The sequence below is a fragment of the Mycobacterium appelbergii genome (genome assembly GCF_032883035.1).
GTDB lineage: Bacteria > Actinomycetota > Actinomycetes > Mycobacteriales > Mycobacteriaceae > Mycobacterium > Mycobacterium appelbergii.
On sequence record NZ_JAMQTH010000002.1, the window covers coordinates 318,332 to 333,495 of the forward strand.

Consider the following 15,164-nt stretch of genomic DNA (forward strand, 5'->3'; position numbering starts at 1 on the left):
CACATAGGCTGTCGGTCTCGGGACCGTCCGTGTCCCGAGACCGTTACTCCGCCGGGAGGCACTTATGCCCAGCCGCGACATCCTGCCGATCCCGGATTCTCAGCACGTCGGTCTGACCACCTACGACGCAAAGGACCCGAATACCGCTTACCCACCGATCACGATGTTGCGGCCGCCCGCAGGGGCACCGAATGTGCTGATCGTGCTGATCGACGACGTCGGATTCGGCGCCTCCTCGGCGTTCGGTGGTCCGTGTCACACGCCGACCGCGGAGCGGTTGGCGGCCAACGGCCTCAAGCTCAACCGGTTTCACACCACGGCGCTGTGCTCGCCGACGCGCCAGGCGCTGTTGACCGGCCGTAATCACCACTCGGTCGGGATGGGCGGTATCACCGAGATCGCCACCTCAGCCCCCGGCTACAGCAGCATCCGACCGAAAGATAAGGCGCCGATAGCGGAAACTCTTCGGCTCAACGGCTATTCGACGAGCCAGTTCGGCAAGTGCCACGAGGTGCCGGTCTGGGAGGTGTCGCCGGTCGGGCCCTTCGGTCAGTGGCCGACCGGCTCGGGTTTCGAGCACTTCTACGGGTTTATCGGCGGCGAAGCCAACCAGTACTACCCCGGCCTGTTCGAGGGCACCAAGCCGGTCGAGCCGGAGAAGACACCGGAGGAGGGCTACACCCTGACCGAAGACCTTGCCGACCGTGCCATCACCTGGGTGCGCCAACAGCAGGCGCTCACGCCGGACAAGCCGTTCTTCATGTACTTCGCGCCGGGGGCCACCCACGCGCCGCACCATGTCCCCAAGGAGTGGTCGGAGAAATATCGCGGCAAGTTCGACGAGGGTTGGGATGTGTTGCGCGAGCAGATGCTGCCGAAACAGCAGGCGCTCGGTGTAGTGCCCGAGAATGCCGAACTGACCGCACGGCACGACGAGATTCCCGGGTGGGACGATATGCCCGCGGAGCTCAAGCCCGTGCTGGCCCGTCAAATGGAGATCTATGCCGGCTTCCTTGAACAGACCGACCACGAGGTCGGTCGGTTGGTCGAGGCGATCGACAATCTGGGAGCACTGGAGAACACGCTCATCTACTACATCCTCGGCGACAACGGCGCGTCGGCAGAGGGCACGCGCAACGGCTGCTTCAACGAAATGTGCACGCTCAACGGGCTGGCAGGCATCGAGACGCCGGAGTTTCTGCTGTCGAAGATCGATGACTTCGGTACACCCGATGCCTACAACCACTACGCGGTGGGCTGGGCCCACGCACTGTGCGGCCCGTACCAGTGGACCAAGCAGGTGGCCTCGCACTGGGGCGGAACCCGCAACGGCACCATCGTGCACTGGCCCGAAGGCATTGCGGGCAAGGGCCAGACGAGGGACCAGTTTCATCATGTGATCGATGTGGCGCCGACGATTCTGGAAGCGGCGCGAATCCCGGCACCACTGATCGTCAACAGCATCGCCCAGGCGCCGCTGGAAGGCGTCAGCATGCTGTCCACGCTGCGCGATGCCGAGGCCTCCGAGACGCACACGGTCCAGTACTTCGAAATGTTCGGCAACCGGGGCATTTATCACAACGGCTGGACCGCGGTGACCAAACACCGCACCCCGTGGCTGAACGATCAGCCCGCACTCGACGACGATGTCTGGGAGCTGTACGGCCCCGACGACTGGACCCAGGCGCATGACCTTGCCGCCGAGAATCCATCGAAATTAGCTGAGCTGCAGCGCCTCTGGCTGATCGAGGCGGTCAAGTACAACGTGGTGCCACTCGATGACCGGTCCTTCGAGCGCTTCAATCCCGATATCGCCGGCCGGCCGCAGCTGATCACCGGCGACACTCAGACCCTCTTCTCGGGGATGCGGCTACTGGAGAACTGCGTGCTCAACATCAAGAACAAGTCGCACTCGGTCACCGCGAAGATCACGGTGTCCGACGGCGGCGCCTCGGGTGTCATCATCAGTCAGGGTGGCGGTGTGGGCGGCTGGTGTCTGTACGTCCACGAAGGCCGGCTCAAATACTGCTACAACTTCTTCGGCATCAAGTACTACTACGCCACCGCCGATGAGGCGATCCCGGCCGGCGATCATCAGTTGCGGATGGAGTTCACCTACGACGGCGGCGGTTTGGGTAAGGGCGGGGGAGTAACGCTGCTGTGCGACGGTAAGACGATCGGCAGCGGGCGGGTGGACCAGACCGAGCCGATGGCGTTCTCCGCCGATGAGGCCTGCGACGTCGGTTGCGACACCGGTTCGCCGACATCGCCCGATTACGGTCCGCATGCGAACGCGTTCACCGGGCGGATCGACTGGGTGAAGATTGACGTCGGTGCCGACGGCCACGACCACCTGGTCACCGCGGAGGACAAGCTCAATATTTCGATGTCGAGGCAGTAGCCAGCACCGGCACGACGAACTCCTCGATCATCGCGCGTTCGTCGGCCTCGTCGGGGCCGGGGAAAACCAGCAGGGACACGATCACCCGCACCAGCCACCGCGCCTGTCGTTGCACATCGGGCCCGTCGCCGCTGCCCAGTGATCGGACGAAAGCCTCGACCATTCCGTGGATCACCTCGGACCGCTCGGCGATTTCACCGCCGATGGGGCGCTGCGCGGTAGCGAACCACGACGACAACGCCGGGCTTTCTCGAACCAGATGCAAGGCCGAGGTGATGCCCTCGGCCAGTCGCTGCCGGGGGTCGGTCACGCCGGAGATCCGCTCGATCATGATGTGGTGGAGCCGGCGTGCCTCACGGTGCACGTAGGCGGTGTAGAGCGCTTCGCGGTTTTCGAAGTACCGGTACAGCGTCGCCCGGGAACACCCGGCAGCAGCCGCGATGTCGTGCATGCCGACACTTGCGGCGTCCTGGCGGGTGAACAGCGAGTCGGCGGCGTCCAGGATCCGGTCTGCCGCCACCTCGGTGCGGCGCGCCGACAGCCAGTCCCGGGCCATCAATTGCCCGCCAGGAACGGCACCGACAGGGGCCTGCGCACATAACTGCCGCCTGCCCACACCACATTGTCGAGATCCACCGCGAAATCCGGGTAGCGCGACAGCAGTTCGGTCAACGCCACCCTGGACTGCATACGGGCCGCGGCCGCGCCAAGGCAGAAATGTGCGCCATGGCTGAAGGTGAGGATGTTGCGTGGCTTGCGACGTATGTCGAGTTCTGCTGCGTCGGGCCCGAATTCGCGCTCGTCACGGTTGCCGGACCCGTACAGCAGCAGGGTTTTGCGCCCCGCCGGGACCGTGGTGTCGTCGATCGTGACCTCGCGCGTGGTGGTGCGGGCCAGGCCCTGCACCGGCGAGGTGAGCCGCAGGAATTCGTCGATCGAGTCCGGAATCAGCTCGGGATTCTCGACGAGCAGCTTCCGTTGGTCGGGTCGTTGGTGCAGGAGTTGCACTGCGCCACCGAGCATTCCGGTGGTGGTGTCGTTTCCTCCGGTCACCATGGTGAAGGTGAACGCCAGGATCGACAGGGTGCCCGCGATATCGCCGTCGGCGCCGACACCGGCCGCCACGAGATGCGAGATGGTGTCGTCGGCAGGGTCACGGCGGCGCCGTTGGATCAGCTCGGCGAAGTAGCCTGCCATCGCGGTGACGGCTTCGGTGGCGGAGCCCAGCGCGGCAGCGATGCCGCCGGAGGCGGTGTTGGCGGCGACGATGGCCTCGGTCCAGCCGTCGAATTGGGCACGGTCCTCCTCGGGTACGCCGAGGTAGTGCGCGACCACCATCGAGGGCAGCGGTTTGAACAGCTCGGTGACGATGTCGCCGCCCCCGTCGGCGCGCAACTGCTCCAACCGCGTCACCACGAACTCGCGTACCTTCGGCTCGACTGACTCGACCTGACGCGGGGTGAAGCCGCGCGACACCAGCTTGCGGAATTCGGTGTGCACGGGCGGGTCCTGCATGACGAACGGCGGGTTGTCGGCGAGGCCGATCAGTTCCATGTCGCCGTAGTTCACCGTCAATCCCTGGGCCGACGAAAACGTCTCATGGTCGCGCGCCGCGGCCCAGATGTCGGCGTGCCGGGACAGCACGTAGTAGTCATCCTCCGGTTTGTCGACCGGGATCACATGATGCACGGGGTCGTGCTCGCGCAGGGCCGCATACATGGGGAACGGATCGGGCCAGGTGTCGGCGTCGGCGAGTTCGAAGCGGGCCTGCGTGCCGACCGAAGTGTGAGACAAATCAGCTGTCATGTCTTATTGCTACGACACATGCCGGGTAGGTGTCAATAGTCGCTCCGGCGCGCAGCGCGTCGCCACGCTAGGCTGCAGCGCGATGAGCACTCCCAACACGCCGCCCTCACCTGCCCAGACACCGACGTGTTACCGGCATCCTGACCGCCCGACCTACGTGCGTTGCACCCGTTGCGGTCGCTACATCTGTCCTGACTGCATGCGTGCGGCCGCGGTCGGCCATCAGTGCGTCGAGTGTGTGAACGAGGGCGCCAGGACGGTGCAGGCGCCGCGCACCCAGTTCGGCGGGGTGCAGCGTCCGGGAGCACCGATCCTGACCTACACGCTCATCGGCGTGAACGTGCTGATGTTCGTGCTGCAGATGGCGTCGGGGAACCTGGAGCGCGAGCTCGCCTTGCGGCCTGGAGACATCGCGATGTACGACCAGTACTACCGCCTGGTGACGTCGATGTTCCTGCATTACGGCGCCATGCATCTGCTGTTCAACATGTGGGCGCTCTACGTGGTCGGTCCGCCCTTGGAAGCCTGGCTGGGCCGCTTGCGGTTCGGTGCGCTGTACGCGTTGGCCGGGCTGGGTGGCTCGGTGCTGGTGTATCTACTGTCGCACCCGCTTTCCGCGACCGCAGGTGCGTCCGGCGCGATCTTCGGACTGTTCGGCGCCGTCTTCGTGGTGGCCCGAAGGCTCAACCTCGACGTCCGCGCGATCGGCGCCGTCGTCATCATCAACCTGGTGTTCACATTCGTCGGCCCGCTGTTGGGCGCCGGCGCGATCAGCTGGCAGGGCCACGTCGGCGGTCTGGTCACCGGCGCGGCGATCGGCGCGGCATACGTCTATGCACCGCGGGAACACCGCAACGCGATACAGGCGGGTGTTTCGGTCGCCGCCGCACTGTTGTTCGCCGGGTTGATCGGGTGGCGGACCAAGGATCTGCTGGTCCTCTTCGGGGTGATCGGAGGCTAGATCCCGGCACCCGGATTGAGGATGCCGTCCGGGTCGAGCGCGCGCTTGATGCGCTGATTGAGTTCCATCGCGTCGGGCCCGATCTGGCCCGCCAGCCACGGCCGCTTCAACCTGCCCACACCATGCTCACCCGTGATCGTGCCGCCCAGTCCCACGGCAAGATCCATGATTTCGCCGAACGCGAGCCCGGCCCGGCGCGCCATATCGGCATCCGACGGGTCGAACACGATCAGCGGATGGGTGTTGCCGTCGCCGGCGTGCGCGATCACCGAGATCAGCAGGTCCCGCTGCTCAGCGATCTTGGCCACGCCGGCGACCAGATCGGCCAGCGCGGGTAGCGGCACCCCGACGTCTTCGAGCAACAGCGAGCCCTTGGCTTCGACGGCCGGGATGGCGAAGCGCCGTGCCGCCACGAACGCCTCACCCTCATCCGGATCCGAAGTCGAGAACACCTCGGTCGCACCGCATTCGGTGAACACCGCGGCCATGAACTCGGCGTCCTCGGAGCCGGCAGCACCACGGTCGTCTGAGGCAGCCACCATCATCGCAGCCGCGTTGCGGTCCAACCCCATCTTGAGCTTGTCCTCGACGGCGTTGATCGCGACGGAGTCCATGAACTCCAGCATCGACGGCCGGATCTTGCCGGTGATCTTCACGACGGCACCCGCCGCGGCCTGCACCGAGTCGAAGCTGGCCACCACCGTGCACGGGGACTGCTGCGGGGGCAGCAGCCGCAACGTCACCTCCGTGACCACGCCGAGGGTGCCTTCGCTGCCGACGAACAGTTTGGTCAGGGGCAGTCCGGCGACGTCTTTGAGACGCGGCCCGCCGAGCCGCATTGCGGTGCCGTCGGCCAGCACCACCTGCAGCCCCAGCACGTAGTCGGTGGTGACCCCGTACTTGACGCAGCACAGGCCGCCTGCGTTGGTGGCGATGTTGCCGCCGATACTGCAGATCTCGTAGGACGACGGATCAGGCGGGTACCACAGCCCGTGCGCGGCGACGGCCTTCTTCACCTCCGCGTTGAGCAGGCCCGGTTGCACGACGGCGGTGCGGGTGACGGTGTCGACGGTGATGTCGCGCATCTTCTCGGTGGACAGCACGATGCCCCCGTCGAGCGCGGTCGCCCCGCCCGACAGTCCCGTGCCCGCACCGCGGGGAACCACCGGCACCCGGTGCCGGCTGGCCCAGCGCAGCACCGCCTGCACCTCCTCGGTGCGATGCGGGCGCACCACCGCCAGCGGCGTGCCTGCGGCCGGGTCGGCTGCCCGGTCCTGGCGGTAGGAACCGAGGATGTCCGGGTCGGTGACGACGACGCCGTCGGGAAGTTCGGCGATCAGCTCTGACAACACACCTAGATCCTATGGGGCGTCCAAATCGTGCAGCGCAGACAGGAAGACGGCGACGATACCGAGGCCCAGCATGGGCAGCGACAACGCGAGGAATGTCGCATGCAGACCGGCGGCGTCGGCCAGCGGGCCTGCCAGCACCAAACCCAGGGGACCGGCGGCGTAGGCCAGTGAACCCATCACGCCCACCACGCGGCCACGCAGGTGTTTCGGCGCCTTGGTCTGCATGACGTAGTTGTAGATCGGCGCGATCGGTCCGTAGACGAGGCCGACGATGGCGCACAACACCAGGATCAGCGGCAACGGTGGTAGGAACGCGACGACCGTCATCGCCGCACCGAGCGTGAGCACCGCGATCAGCATCGTGGCGCGTCGGCTCAGATACTTCGAGACCACGGCGTACCCGAGCGCGCCGACCAGCCCGCCGATGCTCAGCGCCATCAGCACCCAGCCGAGGTGGGCCGGCTCGTTGCGGTCGGTGAAGTACTTCGGGAACAGCACGCTCTCCATCGGCATGTACAGACCGGTGGCCACCAGGTCGACGATCGCCAGCGTGCGCAACACGGGAGTACGCCACACAAATTGGAGGCCCTCCACGATTCCTGCCCACGCCCCTTCCGGCAGTGCGCTGCGGTCCGGTGCGCCCGCCCCTTCGAGGCGCAGCAGCGCGATTGCGACGATCGAGCAGCCGAACGCCGCGGCCGTCGCCCACATGGTGTTGATGCCACCGAGGGTCGCGATGAGCAGGCCGCCGATACCGGGCCCGACGATGTAGGCGAGGTTGAACACCGCTTCGTACACGCTGTTGGCCCGGTCCAGCGTCCAGCCGGCGCCCGCGGCCGCCTCCGGCAGCATGGTCTCGCGGGCCGTCATGCCTGCCGGGTCGAAAAAGGCGCCGAACGCGGCGAGGGTGGCCAGCACTGCGACGTTGATCGCCTGCACGCCGAACACCAGGGCCAGCACCGGCACCGCCGCGACGGACAGCGCCGAGAGCAGGTCCGAGAGCATCGACACCCGCCTGCGGCCCAGGTAATCCACCGCGGCGCCGGCGATCAGGGTGGCCACCAGCAGCGGCAGCGTGCCTGCCATCGCGACGATCGAGGCATCCACGGCCGAGCCGTTGCGCTGCAGCACCAACCATGGGAACGCCACGATTGAAATGCCGTTGCCTGCGCCGGCCATCAACGCGGCGAACAGGATCAACAGCAGCGGGCCGCGTTTGGTATCGGTCATGGGCTAACGCGGAATCTAACAGCGCAGCGCGGCACGCCGCCATGCATTTCTGCAGCTCCGTGCGGCACAGTGGGTTTGTGCAGTTGCCACATCCGACGACCGGGGACATGTTCGATTCCCCGGTGCCACCCGGCTCCGGCTGGCCCGGCGATCCGGCGACAGCGGCCACCGCGGTGGCCGGTTCCGCCGCGCAGGTGCGGCGACTGGCCTCCGACGCAACCACGCTCGAGCAACTCGACGCCGAGGTATCGGTCTGCCGGGCCTGCCCGCGGCTGGTCACCTGGCGTGAGGAAGTTGCGGTGACCAAACGCAAATCTTTTGCTGATCAACCCTATTGGGGTAGACCCGCGCCAGGGTGGGGTGCCACGAGGCCCCGCGTGATGATCGTGGGGTTGGCGCCCGCCGCGCAGGGCGCCAACCGGACGGGCAGGATCTTCACCGGTGACCGGTCAGGGGACTTCCTGTTCGCCGCGCTGCACCGCACCGGCCTGGCCAACCAGGCCACCTCGGTCGATTCCGCTGACGGCTTGCAGTTGTTCGACACCCGCATGGCCGCGGCGGTCCGCTGCGCACCGCCCGGCAACGCGCCCACCCCAGCCGAACGGGCAACGTGCGCCCCGTGGTTGGAGGCCGAGTGGCGAATGATCGTCGACGACGTGCGGGTGGTTGTCGCGCTCGGTGGGTTCGCCTGGCGGGCGGCGATGGACATGGTGGGCACCCGGCCGAAACCGGCGCCGAAGTTCGGCCACGGCGCGACGGCGACGTTGACCACGCCCCACGGTGAGGTCACGCTGCTCGGTTGTTATCACCCGAGTCAGCAGAACACCTTCACCGGCAGGCTCACCGAGGCGATGCTCGACGATCTCTTCCACACCGCCAAGCGACTGGCCGCCGGGAACGAACGCACCGGGTGATGACGTTGACCCTGTCATGCGGCTTTCTGTCCTTGACCTCGTACCGGTACGCACCGACCAGTCCACCGCGGATGCGCTGACCGCGTCGACGCACCTCGCGCAGACCGCTGACCGGCTCGGATACACGCGCTACTGGATCGCCGAACACCACAACATGCCCGCGGTGGCGGCTACCAGCCCGCCGGTGGTGATCGCGCACCTCGCCGCGCACACCACGCAGCTGCGACTGGGTTCGGGCGGCGTGATGTTGCCCAACCACGCCCCGCTGGCGGTCGCCGAACAGTTCGCGCTGCTGGAAGCGGCGCATCCGGGCCGCATCGACCTCGGCATCGGTCGTGCGCCCGGCTCTGACCCCGTCACCTCGCTGGCGTTGCGCGGGGCAGCCGGACGCGACGATCGCGATATCGAAGCCTTTCCGCAGTACCTCGACGATGTGGTGACCCTGATGGGCGCCCGTGGCGTGCGGGTGCCGCTACCGCGGGATCTCCTGCGGGAGAACTATGTGCTCAAGGCGACACCGTCCGCAGTGACCGAACCGCGGTTGTGGCTGCTCGGATCGTCGATGTATTCGGCGCACCTCGCCGCCGCGAAGGGGCTGCCCTACGTGTTCGCCCACCACTTCTCAGGGCACGGCACCGCGGAGGCACTGGCGGTCTACCGCGACGAGTTCCAACCCAGCGATCTGGCCGCCGAGCCCGTGACGTTCCTCACCGTCAACGCGGTGGTGGCCGAAACCACCGACGAGGCACAGGCTCTGCTGTTGCCTCAGCTGCAGATGATGGGGCGGCTGCGCACCGGCCAGCCCCTCGGCCCGCTGGATCTGGTCGAGGACGCCGGAGCCACGACCATGACCCCGCAGGCCGAGGCCGTGGTGGCGTCCGGGCGGCAGCGTGCGGTGGTCGGCTCTCCCGTGGAGGCCGCACAGCAAATCCGGGCGCTGGCAGAGGAATTCGACGTCGACGAGGTCATGGTCAACCCGGTCGCCTCGGCGCGCCGCGGTGCTGATCCAGCCACCGCCACCGCCCGTGACACCACGCTGGAACTGCTGGCCAAAGAACTGTTCTGACCGAACCACGCCCCGGCCCGCCGCTGCCGAGATCTAGGCTGGGCGCGTGACCGATCGCGGACAGAATGCCGGCCGTCCACTGCCTCCCCGCACCTACGTTGGCCCTCCAGATCGAAAGCGGGCCCGGCTGACGGGGTTCGGTGTGTTGCTGGCACTCGTGCTCGCGGTGGCTGCGCTGGTGATCGCCCTCATCTCACTGGGACAGGAGCCGGCACCCAGCGAGCAGGCCAGTGCGCCCGCGGCGCCCCAGACCCCGGCGGCCGACGCGGACCGGGCGTTGTGCCAGGCCATTGCGCCTCTGATGAAGGAAAACGACGACCGCAGCAACGCATTTCTCGGCAGCGGCGAACCGGGTTCACCCGAACAGACTGCGGCGCTGCCGAATTTTGTTACCGAGACCCAGGATTGGGCGCGTCGGACGCAGGAGGTACTCGACACGCACGCCAACCCGCCCCGGTTCATGACGCGCACGTTGCAGCGCTACCTCGACGACATGCAACTCTTCGCGGCGAGCGTCCGTCCCGGTCCCGGCACCCAGTACGACGAGGCCGCCTGGACCGACAGCATCGTGGCCTACGGCGGTCCGCTGTCCGTGTGCCAAGCCTTGGGCGTGCAGTGGTAGCTCCCGCCTAGGGCGTCAACGGAATCCAGAGGCCGAACAGCCAGAAGCCCCACTGCCCGAAACCGGGATCCCACACCGGCACCGCGGTGTATCCCCAGTACCTGAACGGCGGTGGCGCAGGCCCGTAGCGTGGCGGCAAGTGTCCGGACCACGCCGGCGGCGGAGGCGGGCCCCAACCCCACGGAGCAGGTCCGCGCCCCCACGGTGGTGGACCGCCGCGCCATGGTGGCGGGCCGAGATGCACGCGAAGCCCGCGCAGGTCCAGACGGAAATCCAGCGGTGCGATCAGTCGTAGCGCCAATCGGATATCCGCCGCAGGGCGTCCCGGTGCCCGGAATCGAACTCGGAAATCTCGCCGGAAGTCTGCCGGCGGGCGCCCCGGCCAGCGGAAGTCCAGCCGGATGTCGGCCTTGGGTCGGCGGGGGTCGATGCGCAGGCCCGCCCGGAAATCCGCAGCAGGCTTTCCGGGCCAGCGGAAGTCGACCCGGAAGGCGTCGCGAGCCTTCTTCGGCGGATGCAGGTTCAAGTGGAAGCCGCCGCGCGCGTCGGCGGCGATCCGGCGCGGAACGCGCACATCGAGCCGACCGTCGGGTTTGGGCAGGCCGGGCACGCGGAAATCGCCGCGGACTTTGCCCGGGATGCGCTCGACTTTCGGCAGGTCCCGTGGCTTCGGGACCTTCGGGACGTCGACCTTCGGCAGGTCCCGTGGCTTCGGGACCTTCGGGACGTCGACCTTCGGCAGGTCCCGTGGCTTGGGGGACGGCACATCGAGCTTCGGCCCACCAGTGTCCACTTTCGGGGCCTTCGGGGCTTTTGGGGCCTTCGGCCCCTGATGGCCGCCGCCACCTTTGTCAGGCTTGGGCCCGCCGCCACCACCACCACAATCGGCGCCGGGTGGGCAGGCCGGCTTCGCATTGGCCACAACCGGTCCGGCGAGATAGGCGCCGCCGTCGGCGGGCACGCTCACGACAAAGCCCAGCGCCGCGATCACCGCGCCTGCGAAGAGCTGTTTGGAGAACATTCCCACCCGTTCGGTGATCTCGGCCCGACATCACCCCGACCTGTCCATGCTACCGCTTGGGCGTCAGCACCACGATCGGTATGGGCCGCGACGTCTTCTTCTGGTACGCCTCATAGCGGTGAGAGTTGTTATCGTTGACCAACTTCCACAGCCGCGCATAGTCGGGGTCATCAGGCAGCACAGGCCGCGCCGTCACTGCCAACCGCCTCGGGCCGACATTGATCTCAATATTCGGATCGGCCTTGAGATTGTGATACCAGCCAGGCGATTTTGGCGCTCCACCCATGGACGCCACGACCAGAAAGTTCTCGCCGTCGCGGGCATAGGACAGCGTGTTGATGCGGGCCTGTCCGGTCTTGGCGCCGGTGGTGCGCAACAGCAGGCTCGGCGGGATGCCGGGGATCTGATGGCCGATGCGGCCGCCGCTCTTCTGATAGATGACATCGTGGAGGTGCAGCAGCCGGAGGCCGACCAGTTCTACCTGCGATTGAAGACTCATGAATCAATCCTGCTCGGCATCGTCGAGTTCTGCCAGCGCTGTGCGAAGCAGCCGTCCGGCCTCCTCGCGGTCGGGGTCGCGGCGCAGCAGCATGCCCTTGGCGAACGCCAGCTTGTCGCCGTTGTGTCGCGGCACCACGTGCAGGTGGATGTGAAACACGCTCTGAAATGCGGCTTTGCCGTCATTGATGGCGATGTTGTTGCCATCTGCATGCAGACCCGATTCCCGGGCTGCCCGTGCGATGCGCTGACCGATCCTGGCCATTCCGGCAACGATCTCGGGTGGGGTGTCCGTCAGATCGATCGTGTGATTCTTGGGGATCACCAGGGTGTGGCCGCGCGTGAACGGGCGGATATCCAGGATTCCCAGATATCCGTCGTCCTCGTAGATGCGGATGGCAGGAGCGTCGCCGGCAACGATCGCACAGAACACGCATGGCATTCCGCCACGTTAACGGTCGGTGGCTACGCGTTCGCCGCAGCCCATTCGGCCAACCGCCGCTCCTGTTCGGCCGGCGACACGTCCTCGACACGCGTCATCACGCTCCATCGTTGGCCGAACGGGTCGATGATCGAGGCGAACCGGTCTCCGGTGACGAAGGTTTGGATCGGTTCACGGATCGTCGCGCCCGCGGCCACCGCGCGTTCGACCACCGAGTCGGCGTCGACGCAGTACAGGCCCATCGAACCGGTGGCGAACGCGTTCCGGTCGGGTGCGGCCAGCTGGTAGGCGTCCTGAGGGTCGCCGAGCTGCAACCGCCCGTGGCCGAAGTCCACCTCAGCATGGGAGACGGTGCCGTCGGGGCCGTCCATCCGGCTGACCAGCGTGGCGCCGAACACCGACAGGTAGAAGTCGATCGCGTCAGCGGCGCCGTCAATGCACAGGAATGGGGTCAGGCTGGTGTAGCCCTCGGGAATCGGTTTGACGCTCATGCCGACCAGTTTCGTAGCCTGTACCCCGTGGCCGCTTGGAAAAATGCGCCAGTGCGGGCCGTCGTGGGCCGTGCCGGCAGTGTGTCGGCGTTTGATCTGCAACGTTGGGCGCCGTCAGAGGAAGCCGGGCGGTTCGTCGAACACTTTTGGTCGGTCAGCTGGGACCGGCGAAACGAGGACCCTTTCGAGAGCAGCGTCATCACCTATCCGGCCGTTCACCTCACTCGGGAGTGGGGCGATGACGTTGTGCGGCACGGCCATCGGTTGCCGGTCACGCTGCTGCACGGTGTGGTGCCCCGGGTTTTCCGCACGACGATCAGCGAACGCGGCGTGGTGGTCGGGGCGCGTTTCCTGCCGGGTGGCTTCGCTGCTCGCTTCGGCCGGGATGCCTCGGCGATCACGGGCCGGGTCGACCCGGTCGATGACGAGTTGTTCGGTGCCCCAATCGATCTTGAGGACGACGTGACGACGGCCCGCGCTCGGCTGGACGCTGCGATCGGTGCATATCGCGGCGAGCCAGATCCGACCTATCAGGGGCTCACCACGCTGATCCACCGAGTGCGGGAAGATGCCGCACTACATCGGGTGGAACAGGTGATGGAGCTTTCCCCGTGGAGTGTCCGTACCACGCAACGGGTGTTCCGGCGTTATGTCGGTGTTCCCGTGAAGTGGGTACTGTGCCGGTACCGGTTACAGCAGGCCGCGTTGGAGATCGAGAGTGAACCCGGCGTCGACTTCGCTGCTCTGGCAGTAGGTCTGGGGTGGTATGACCAGGCGCATTTCATCAACGACTTCCGTTCCATGCTGGGGTGCACACCGGGCGAGTACGCCAGCAGGCACGGTGTGTGAGGCAGCAAAACCGGGTCAGAACGGTGGTGGTTCGTAGTTGGCGGCGAGCCAGGCCCGGTGTTGGCGTTGTTGTTCGGCGATGATTTCGGCGCGTTCACGTCGTTCGGCGGCGATGCGGTCGCGACGGTCTTGTTCGCGGGTCTGTTTGCGGGTGGGCATCATCACGGCGCGGTGGGCGCTGGGCTCCTCGGGCTGCGGGACGCTCAGTTCGCCGGTCGGTTGTGCCAACGCCGGAAACAGCGCGGCGCCATGGGGTTCCGTGGTGTAGGTGTGCCCGGTGGGGGAGGTGAATACCACGGTGCCGTCAGGCAATTGGCGGTCGGTCCAACCGGACGGGCCGTTGTGGAAAGTCTTGATCAGGTGATGTGTACGGCAGTACAACTTGTTGTTCGACGGGTGCGTCGGCCCCGAGGGGTACGGGGCAGTGTGGTCGATATCGGCGACCTCGGCCCGAGCGTCGCACCCCGGGAAGCGGCAGGTCAGGTCGCGCCACCGGACGAACTCGGCCAACGCGGTCGAAGGCCGGTATCCGGTCTCGGACTCGTCGTCGGGCACGGCCAGGGGCTTGAGCTTGGCGTTGCGGGCCAGATCCCGCACGGTCTCTGCGGGCTGGATACCGAACCCGGGCAGATACCCGGGCTCATCACTGGTTCCGTCGATGGTGGCTTGATCGGCCAGCACGTGGATGACCGCATCCGCGGCGGCGCTGCGTTTCTCGGCAGCCGGGCAATCAGGCGAACCGCACAGGCAGTCGAGTCGATCCTGCAACCGCCCCAACGCGCCACACGCGTCGGTTCGGCGTTGCTGGTGGGTGCGCGGATCTGCGTCGCACACAGTCGCGGCCATCGCATCGAGGCGTTGCTCGAAGGCGGCTGCGTCGCAGGCGTGCAAGGTGCCCCAGACAGCTGCCATCCCCGGGCTCGTCGGCTCGATGTGGATGGAGCGGCTTTCGTCGACCTCGGGTGGCACCCGCACCGCTTCGGGATCCAACTTGGCCACCCAATGGTCGATGCGGTCCAACAGCTTGGGTCCCGACAGCCTCATCCACTTCACCGCGCGGCGGGCCAGGGCCTCATCCACGGCGGGCATGACAGCGGCCTCGACGTTCTCGGTGCGGGAGATGATCATCAACACCACCCGGAAATCGATGGCGCCGGTGGCGAATACCGCCGCGACCTTGGGCAGCCGGTCGCGCAGCGCCCTGGCGTTGCGGATCTGGCCGGACGCTCGTCCCCGGCTGACGTTCTGGGCTGCTGAGATCTCGGCGGCCACCGCCTCGAACGGATCGGTGGTCCAGAAGATCGTCTCGGCCAGCTCCTGTTCCCGGCGCGTGTCCAACTCCCCGATCAGCGCGAGGCGCCGCGCAATTGCGGTCGACTCGGCACGCGTGGCGATGCCCATATCGTCGATCAGCGCGGCATCGGAAAAGTCTTCGAACATATGTGCTATTTTGTCACGTCGGACGACGTCAAGTGTGGTGAAAGCGCCCGCCTGTGGATGAAAGTGCGGTT

The 15,164-nt window shown here is 66.9% G+C and carries 15 protein-coding genes; 6 read left to right on the forward strand and 9 right to left on the reverse strand.

Annotation, left to right across the window (positions count from 1 at the left end; translation table 11 throughout):
• Positions 1–64: 64 nt before the first annotated feature.
• Positions 65–2,401 carry an arylsulfatase gene (locus M1247_RS05800; RefSeq protein ID WP_317155319.1) on the forward strand — a complete coding sequence of 779 codons (2,337 nt, stop codon included), beginning with the start codon at positions 65–67 and terminating at the stop codon, positions 2,399–2,401.
• Here M1247_RS05800 and M1247_RS05805 read toward each other — a convergent pair.
• Together M1247_RS05805 and M1247_RS05810 are read right to left on the reverse strand one after the other, a co-directional pair.
• Entirely contained in the window at positions 2,376–2,957 is a 582-nt protein-coding gene (locus M1247_RS05805; protein WP_317155320.1) for a TetR/AcrR family transcriptional regulator, read from the reverse strand. The two genes, M1247_RS05800 and M1247_RS05805, sit on opposite strands and share 26 nt — an antisense overlap.
• Entirely contained in the window at positions 2,957–4,207 is a 1,251-nt protein-coding gene (locus tag M1247_RS05810) for a cytochrome P450 (RefSeq protein WP_317155321.1), read from the reverse strand. Before M1247_RS05810 ends, M1247_RS05805 begins: the two co-directional genes overlap by 1 nt.
• Positions 4,208–4,289: 82 nt before the next feature.
• Here M1247_RS05810 and M1247_RS05815 point away from each other — a divergent pair, with 82 nt between their 5' ends.
• Positions 4,290–5,168: a rhomboid family intramembrane serine protease gene (locus tag M1247_RS05815; RefSeq protein ID WP_317155322.1), complete on the forward strand. Its 879-nt coding sequence runs from the start codon at positions 4,290–4,292 to the stop codon at positions 5,166–5,168.
• Here M1247_RS05815 and M1247_RS05820 read toward each other — a convergent pair.
• On the reverse strand, positions 5,165–6,520 hold the full coding sequence (locus M1247_RS05820) for an FAD-binding oxidoreductase (protein ID WP_317155323.1): 1,356 nt from the start codon (positions 6,518–6,520) through the stop codon (positions 5,165–5,167). The two genes, M1247_RS05815 and M1247_RS05820, sit on opposite strands and share 4 nt — an antisense overlap.
• 9 nt (positions 6,521–6,529) lie before the next feature.
• Positions 6,530–7,750, reverse strand: coding sequence for a multidrug efflux MFS transporter Tap (tap, locus tag M1247_RS05825; protein WP_317155324.1), 1,221 nt, complete (start codon positions 7,748–7,750; stop codon positions 6,530–6,532).
• Between the two features lie 41 nt (positions 7,751–7,791).
• On the opposite strand from tap, the gene M1247_RS05830 reads away from it, so the two are divergent.
• From M1247_RS05830 to M1247_RS05840, 3 genes are read left to right on the forward strand one after another with little or no spacing between them, the layout of a single operon-like run.
• On the forward strand, positions 7,792–8,664 hold the full coding sequence (locus M1247_RS05830; protein ID WP_317155325.1) for a uracil-DNA glycosylase: 873 nt from the start codon (positions 7,792–7,794) through the stop codon (positions 8,662–8,664).
• Between the two features lie 16 nt (positions 8,665–8,680).
• A complete protein-coding gene (locus M1247_RS05835) occupies positions 8,681–9,730 on the forward strand; it encodes an LLM class flavin-dependent oxidoreductase (RefSeq protein ID WP_317155326.1) in 1,050 nt (349 codons plus the stop codon).
• 46 nt (positions 9,731–9,776) lie between these two features.
• Positions 9,777–10,352: a hypothetical protein gene (locus M1247_RS05840; protein WP_317155327.1), complete on the forward strand. Its 576-nt coding sequence runs from the start codon at positions 9,777–9,779 to the stop codon at positions 10,350–10,352.
• Between the two features lie 7 nt (positions 10,353–10,359).
• Here the strand turns inward: M1247_RS05840 and M1247_RS36400 are convergent, their stop codons facing one another.
• From M1247_RS36400 to M1247_RS05860, 4 genes are read right to left on the reverse strand one after another with little or no spacing between them, the layout of a single operon-like run.
• Complete coding sequence (locus M1247_RS36400; protein ID WP_410506816.1) at positions 10,360–11,373, reverse strand: hypothetical protein; 1,014 nt, start codon at positions 11,371–11,373, stop codon at positions 10,360–10,362.
• 49 nt (positions 11,374–11,422) lie between these two features.
• On the reverse strand, positions 11,423–11,872 hold the full coding sequence (locus M1247_RS05850) for a nitroreductase family deazaflavin-dependent oxidoreductase (RefSeq protein WP_317155328.1): 450 nt from the start codon (positions 11,870–11,872) through the stop codon (positions 11,423–11,425).
• Between the two features lie 3 nt (positions 11,873–11,875).
• Positions 11,876–12,313: an HIT family protein gene (locus M1247_RS05855; RefSeq protein WP_317155329.1), complete on the reverse strand. Its 438-nt coding sequence runs from the start codon at positions 12,311–12,313 to the stop codon at positions 11,876–11,878.
• 23 nt (positions 12,314–12,336) lie between these two features.
• Positions 12,337–12,804 (reverse strand): VOC family protein, encoded by a 468-nt coding sequence (locus tag M1247_RS05860; RefSeq protein WP_317155330.1) that lies wholly within the window; start codon positions 12,802–12,804, stop codon positions 12,337–12,339.
• Positions 12,805–12,831: 27 nt separating this feature from the next.
• On the opposite strand from M1247_RS05860, the gene M1247_RS05865 reads away from it, so the two are divergent.
• On the forward strand, positions 12,832–13,653 hold the full coding sequence (locus M1247_RS05865) for a DUF6597 domain-containing transcriptional factor (protein WP_317155331.1): 822 nt from the start codon (positions 12,832–12,834) through the stop codon (positions 13,651–13,653).
• Positions 13,654–13,668: 15 nt separating this feature from the next.
• On the opposite strand, the gene M1247_RS05870 is transcribed toward M1247_RS05865, so the two are convergent.
• The gene (locus tag M1247_RS05870) at positions 13,669–15,093 is read right to left on the reverse strand and encodes an HNH endonuclease signature motif containing protein (protein ID WP_317155332.1); all 1,425 of its coding nucleotides are present in this window, start codon (positions 15,091–15,093) and stop codon (positions 13,669–13,671) included.
• Positions 15,094–15,164 lie beyond the last annotated feature (71 nt).